General features: G+C 71.9%; 5 protein-coding genes. All 5 read left to right on the top strand.

Features of this window, described 5'->3' with window-relative positions; genetic code table 11:
• Positions 1-166 precede the first annotated feature (166 nt).
• On the top strand, positions 167-1,207 hold the full coding sequence (locus IDM29_RS14220) for a nucleoside hydrolase (RefSeq protein ID WP_182113119.1): 1,041 nt from the start codon (positions 167-169) through the stop codon (positions 1,205-1,207).
• Positions 1,208-1,285: 78 nt separating this feature from the next.
• On the top strand, positions 1,286-2,554 hold the full coding sequence (locus IDM29_RS14215; RefSeq protein WP_182113120.1) for an ABC transporter substrate-binding protein: 1,269 nt from the start codon (positions 1,286-1,288) through the stop codon (positions 2,552-2,554).
• Positions 2,555-2,617: 63 nt separating this feature from the next.
• Positions 2,618-3,559 (top strand): carbohydrate ABC transporter permease, encoded by a 942-nt coding sequence (locus IDM29_RS14210; RefSeq protein WP_182113121.1) that lies wholly within the window; start codon positions 2,618-2,620, stop codon positions 3,557-3,559.
• Complete coding sequence (locus IDM29_RS14205; RefSeq protein ID WP_309232744.1) at positions 3,556-4,464, top strand: carbohydrate ABC transporter permease; 909 nt, start codon at positions 3,556-3,558, stop codon at positions 4,462-4,464. Before IDM29_RS14210 ends, IDM29_RS14205 begins: the two co-directional genes overlap by 4 nt.
• Before the next feature lies 1 nt (position 4,465).
• A partial coding sequence (locus tag IDM29_RS14200; RefSeq protein ID WP_188037676.1) for an FGGY family carbohydrate kinase occupies positions 4,466-5,790 on the top strand: 1,325 nt, incomplete at its 3' end.

Here is a 5,790-nt window from a genome sequence, read left to right as displayed (position 1 = left end):
CGGCTGGGCCGACGCCACCCGCCTCGCGGGCCACCCGCGGGTGCCTTCGGCGCGCCCGTCGCGGGCCGCGGCGGGCACCGCCGCGCCCGTTCTTTGACGTCCCGGGAGCCGCGGGCTACTGTCGGCGCAGAGTCATTCCAGTACGAATAAACATTCAGGAGACGCAATGACGCGCGTTCCGTCCGCCCCGCAGGACCACGGGATCCCCGCCGACAAGCGCTGGCGCCTGGGCCAGACGCCGTGGCGCAGCACGGCCTTCCCGGCCGCGCGCTCGCGCGTCATCATCGACAACGACTTCTCCGGCGACCCGGACGACCTGTTCCAGATCGTCCACCACGTGCTCTCCCCGGCCGTCGAGATCCCGCTCGTCGTGGCCTCGCACCTGCGCCCCGGCGACCTCATGGACCTCGGCCCGGACACGGCGGCCAACGCCCGCGCGGTGGTCGAGGACGTCTTCGCGCGGATGGGCCTGGAGTCCACCGACCGCATCGTCCAGGGCGCGCCGACCGCGCTGCCCGACCTCACCACGCCGCAGGACTCGCCGGCCGCCCGCGCGATCATCGCCGAGGCGATGCGGGACGACGTCTCCACGCCGCTGTTCTACGCCGCCGGCGGGGGACTGACCGACCTCGCGTCGGCCTACCTGCTCGAGCCGCGCATCGCGGAGCGGATGACGCTCGTGTGGATCGGCGGTCCCGAGCACGACGGCCTCGCGCTCCCGCCCGTGGGCGCCATGCCGATCGAGTACAACCTGCTGATCGACGTGGCCGCGGCGCGCGTGCTCTTCGCGGCCCCGGACCTGGAGATCTGGCAGATCCCGCGCGACGTCTACCGCCAGTGCCTGGTCAGCGACGTGGAGCTGCGCCGCCGGGTCGCCACCACGGGCCCGCTCGGGCGCTACCTCTACGACGAGGTCGCCTACGAGCAGGGCCGCGTGCACGACCACGGGCTGGAGGTCTGCGAGGCCTACGCGCTCGGCGACTCGCCGCTCGTGCTGCTCACGGCGCTGCGCTCGACGTTCGAGGCGGACAGCTCGTCGTCGTCGTACGTCGTGCGACCCACGCCCGAGCTGACGGCCGAGGGCGCCTACCGGGCGGTGCGCGGTGCGCGGCCGATGCGCGTCTACACGCAGGTCGACGTGCGGCTGATGTTCGAGGACTTCTACCTGAAGCTGGCCGAGTTCGGCGAGTGGCAGGCGGAGAGCTAGTTCGACCCCCGTGGTGCGGGCCCAGCCCGCGACGACGCCCGTGAGGGCTACGGGACAACCATCTGGATGGAGGCAAAGGTGCTGAACAGAAGGTCGATGGTGACCGGCGCGGCGATCGGTTCGCTCGCGTTGGTCCTGGTGGGCTGCAGCGGGGGCGACAGCAGCGAGGAGAGCGGCGGCGACACCGAGGTCACGGTCTGGACCCTGACCCAGGAGCCGACGCAGAAGGCGGCGTGGGACGCGCTGGTCGAGGGCTTCGAGGAGGCCAACCCCGGCATCACGGTCGTCACCGAGGAGCGGGCGACCGACCCGCACAAGGACGCACTGCGCCAGGTCGCCGGCACCGACGCGGGACCGGACCTGTACCGCTACTGGGGCGGCTCGGGCCTGGGCGGCGAGCTGGTCGACGTGGGCATGAGCCAGGACCTCACCGAGTACTACGAGGAGTACGGCTGGGACGAGGTCCTGACGCCGGCGGCGCTGCAGAACGCCACGCAGTACGGCGGCTACCACGGCGTCCCGTTCATCCAGGCGACCGAGGCCGTCTACTACAACACGGCGCTGTTCGAGCAGGCGGGCATCACCACGCTGCCGACGACCTACGACGAGCTCGTCGAGGTCGCCCAGACGCTCAAGGCCGCGGGGATCACCCCGATGGAGTTCGGCGGCACGGTCAACTGGCACGTCATGCGCCTGCTCGACTCGCTGATCGAGACCATGTGCGGCGCGGACACGGCCGACGAGCTCACCACGGGTGACGGCGACTGGGGCGCCGAGCCGTGCGTCGCGGAGGCCTTCACCGAGCTCAAGACCTGGGGCGACGAGTACCTCAACGAGGGCTTCATGGCGATCAGCAACGACGACGCCGCCCAGCTCTTCTACACGGGCAAGGCCGCCATGACGATCGAGGGCGACTGGTTCGGCCCGATGGCGATCGACGGCGGCCTCGCTGCCGAGGACATGAGCCTCTTCGCGTTCCCCACGGGCACGGGCCGGGCGTACGGCTTCGGCGAGCTGCTCTACCTGACGCCGAACGCCAAGAACCCCGACGCGGCCGCGAAGTTCCTGGACTACATGGTCTCGGAGGAGGGCCAGGGCAAGCTCGGCACCGCGTTCTCCGCGCTGTCGGTGAACGCCTCGGTCGCCCCGCCGGCCGACGCGCCGCTGGGCGAGGAGTGGACGGGCGTCATCTCCGAGGCGACGGGTCTGTTCGTCAACAACGACCAGAACTTCTCCACCGCGGAGACCACGGAGTTCTGGCGCGTGCAGAACTCGGTCCTCACCGGCGACATCGACCCCGCCGAGGCGGGCGAGGTGTTCCAGCAGTGGCGTGACGCCAACCAGTGACCTGACCTCCGGGGGTGGGGCGGTCCGCCCCACCCCCGGGGACCCCCGTTCGAGGAGACGATGATGGCGGTTGTACCCGGCCTGGTCGAGCAGGCCCCGGGGGCACGGCCCCGGCGCAGGACGCGCCGGCGCAGCCCGTTCCTCACGGCGCTGCCGTACCTGGTGCCGTCCCTGCTGATCTACGGCTACTTCATCGTCTACCCGATGCTCGACTCCGTGCGGCTGTCGTTCTACCGCTGGTCGGGCTTCCGCACGGAGGAGCCGGAGTTCGTCGGCCTCGACAACTACGTGCGGCTGTTCACCCAGGACCCGGTGTTCTGGAAGTCCTTCGGCAACTCCGTCATCTGGGTCGTGCTCTCGCTGGCGATCCCGATGCTGCTCGGGCTCCTGCTCGCCCTGGCCCTCAACCGCCAGATGGTCGGGCGCAGCCTCATGCGCTCCGTCATCTACATCCCCTCGGTGTTCGCCTCGATCACCGTGGCCGCGATGTGGCGGTGGATCTACAACCCCACGCTCGGCATGGTCAACCAGCTCCTGGAGGCCGTCGGCCTCGGTGCGTGGACCCAGACCTGGCTCGGCGACCCGAAGATCGCCCTGTACTCGGTGTTCGCCGCCTCGGTGTGGCAGGCGGTCGGCTTCCCGATGGTGCTGTTCCTGGCCGGCCTGCAGTCCGTCGCCCAGGAGCTCGTGGACGCGGCCAAGGTCGACGGCGCCAACGCCTGGCAGGTGTTCCGCAACGTCACCCTGCCCGCCCTGCGCCCGACGACTGTCGTCGTCGTCATCCTCACGATCATCAACTCGCTCAAGGTGTTCGACCTCATCGTCGGCATGACGGGCGGCGGCCCCGCGCAGTCCACCCAGGTCCTCGCGCTGTGGTCCTACACGCAGTCCTTCACCAACCACAGCTTCGGCGCGGGCGGAGCGGTCGCGACCGTCCTGCTGCTGCTGTCCCTGTGCCTGGTGATCCCGTACATGGCCTGGTCGATGAAGGGAGACGGCAAGTGAGCCACCGGATCGCCACCCCCGCCCCGGTCGTGGTGGACCCGCGCGCCGGGGACGTCACGGCCCCCAGGCCCGAGCCGCGCCGCCGCGACTACGCCGGCATCGGCCTGTGGATCGCGCTCGTGCTGACCACCCTGCTCTGGGCGCTGCCCTTCGCGATCATGTTCCTGACGTCGGTGAAGTCCAACGCGGACATCAGCGCGACCGACCCGTGGGCCCTGCCCACCTCGTGGGCCTGGAGCAACTACGCCGAGGCGTTCGAGGTCGGCAAGCTGGGGACCACCGGGCTCAACAGCCTCGTGATCTCGCTGATCAAGGTGCCGCTGGGCCTGTTCTTCGCGGCGGCCGCGGCCTACGCCATCGCTCGCCTGCGGTTCCGGTTCCACCGCCTGCTGCTCGCCGTCATCGCGGTCGGCTCCATGGTCCCGATCCAGATCGCCCTCGGCCCGCTCTTCAACACGATGCTCGAGCTCGGCGCACTGGACTCGCTGCCCGGCCTGATGCTGCCCTACCTGGCCTTCGGCATCCCCTACGCGGTGTTCGTGCTCTACGGGTTCTTCCGGGCCATCCCCGACGAGCTCGAGGAGTCCGCGCGCATCGACGGCGCCTCGACGTTCCGGATCTTCATCCAGATCATCCTTCCGCTGGCCAAGCCCGCCCTCGCCGCGCTGTTCATCCTCGACTTCGTCGGCACCTGGAACGAGTACGCCATGGCCACGACGCTGCTGCGCTCGCAGGACAACTGGACCGTGCCCCTCGCGGTGCAGAGCTTCTCGACCCAGCACGGCACCGACTACGGCCCGCTCAACGCGTTCATCATCATGTCCGCCGTCCCGGTCCTCATCGTCTACCTGATGTTCCAGCGGTACTTCGTCCAGGGCGCCCTCGCCGGCGCGGTCAAGGGCTGACGTGGACACCATCCTGACGATCGACCAGGGCACGACGTCGACCAAGGCGCTGCTCGTCGACGCCGCGTCGGGCGCCGTCCTGGGGCGCGGCACCGCGCCGGTCGCCATCGCCTACCCCCGGCCCGGCTGGGTCGAGCAGGACGCCGAGGACCTGTGGGGCTCGGTGCAGGTCGCCGCCCGGCGCTGCCTGGCGGCCGCGGCGCGACCGGTCACGGCGCTGGCGATCAGCAACCAGCGCGAGTCGGTGGTCGCCTGGCGCGCCTCGAGCGGGGACCCGCTCGGCCCGGTGCTCGGCTGGCAGGACTCCCGCACCGCCGCCTGGTGCGCGAAGGTGACGGCCACCGAGCGGGTCTGGGCGCGCACCGGCCTGCCGCTGGACGCGATGTACTCCGCGCCCAAGATGCGCTGGCTGCTGCAGTACGCGCGCGACCTGGGCGTGCCCGCGGGCGACGTCCGCGTGGGCACCGTCGACTCCTGGCTGGTGCACCGGCTCACCGGCGAGCACCTTGTCGAGGCCGGCAACGCCTCGCGCACCCTGCTGCTGGACCTCGACCGGCTGGAGTGGGACGAGGAGATGCTCGCCCTGTTCGGGCTGCCCGACGTCGTCCTGCCGCGCGTGCAGGCGTCCAGCGGCGGGTTCGGCACGGTGCGCGGCGGGGCGCTGGGGCTCGACGGCGTGCCCGTGCTCGCCGTCCTGGCGGACTCGCACGCCGCCCTGTACCACCACGGCCAGGCCGGGCCCGGCACCGCCAAGGCCACCTACGGCACCGGCTCGTCCGTCATGCTCCCCACGGACGGCCGCGTGCGCGGCACCAGGGGCGCCACGAGCACGCTGGCCTGGCTCGACGGCGCCCCGCAGTACGCGAGCGAGGGCAACATCCTCACCTCCGGCGCGGCGCTGGACTGGGTCGCGCGGCTGCTCGGCACGCCGCCGGACGTGCCCGGCGGCCAGGCGCTCACCGAGCTCGCCGCGACCGAGCCGGACAGCGGCGGCGTCGTCGTCGTGCCGGCGTTCACCGGGCTCGGCGCGCCGCACTGGGACCGCGACGCCGTCGGCACGCTCACCGGGGTCACGGGCGGGACCACCCGCGGGCACGTCGCCCGCGCGGCCCTCGAGGCCGTGGCCCACCAGGTGTGCGACGTCGTCGAGGCCGTGCTGCGCGACGGCTCGGCGGACCCGGGCGCGATCGTCGCGGACGGCGGCGCCACGGCGTCCCCGCTGCTCATGCAGACGCAGGCGGACCTGCTCGGCCGCCCCGTCGTCGTCAGCGCCGCCCCCGAGGCCTCCGCCCTGGGCGCCGCCGACCTCGCGGCGCGGGTGCTCAC

It is taken from the genome of Actinotalea sp. JY-7885 (assembly GCF_014525465.1).
Taxonomy (GTDB): domain Bacteria; phylum Actinomycetota; class Actinomycetes; order Actinomycetales; family Cellulomonadaceae; genus Actinotalea.
The sequence above is the reverse complement of the archived record's forward strand: the minus strand, read 5'-3'. Positions and strand labels throughout refer to the sequence as shown.

What these genes read in the sequence shown, in the direction of transcription:
- IDM29_RS14220 (WP_182113119.1), top strand. Translation starts at nt 167, where the DNA reads ATGACGCGCGTTCCGTCCGCCCCGCAGGACCACGGGATCCCCGCCGAC.
- IDM29_RS14210 (WP_182113121.1), top strand. Translation starts at nt 2,618, where the DNA reads ATGGCGGTTGTACCCGGCCTGGTCGAGCAGGCCCCGGGGGCACGGCCC.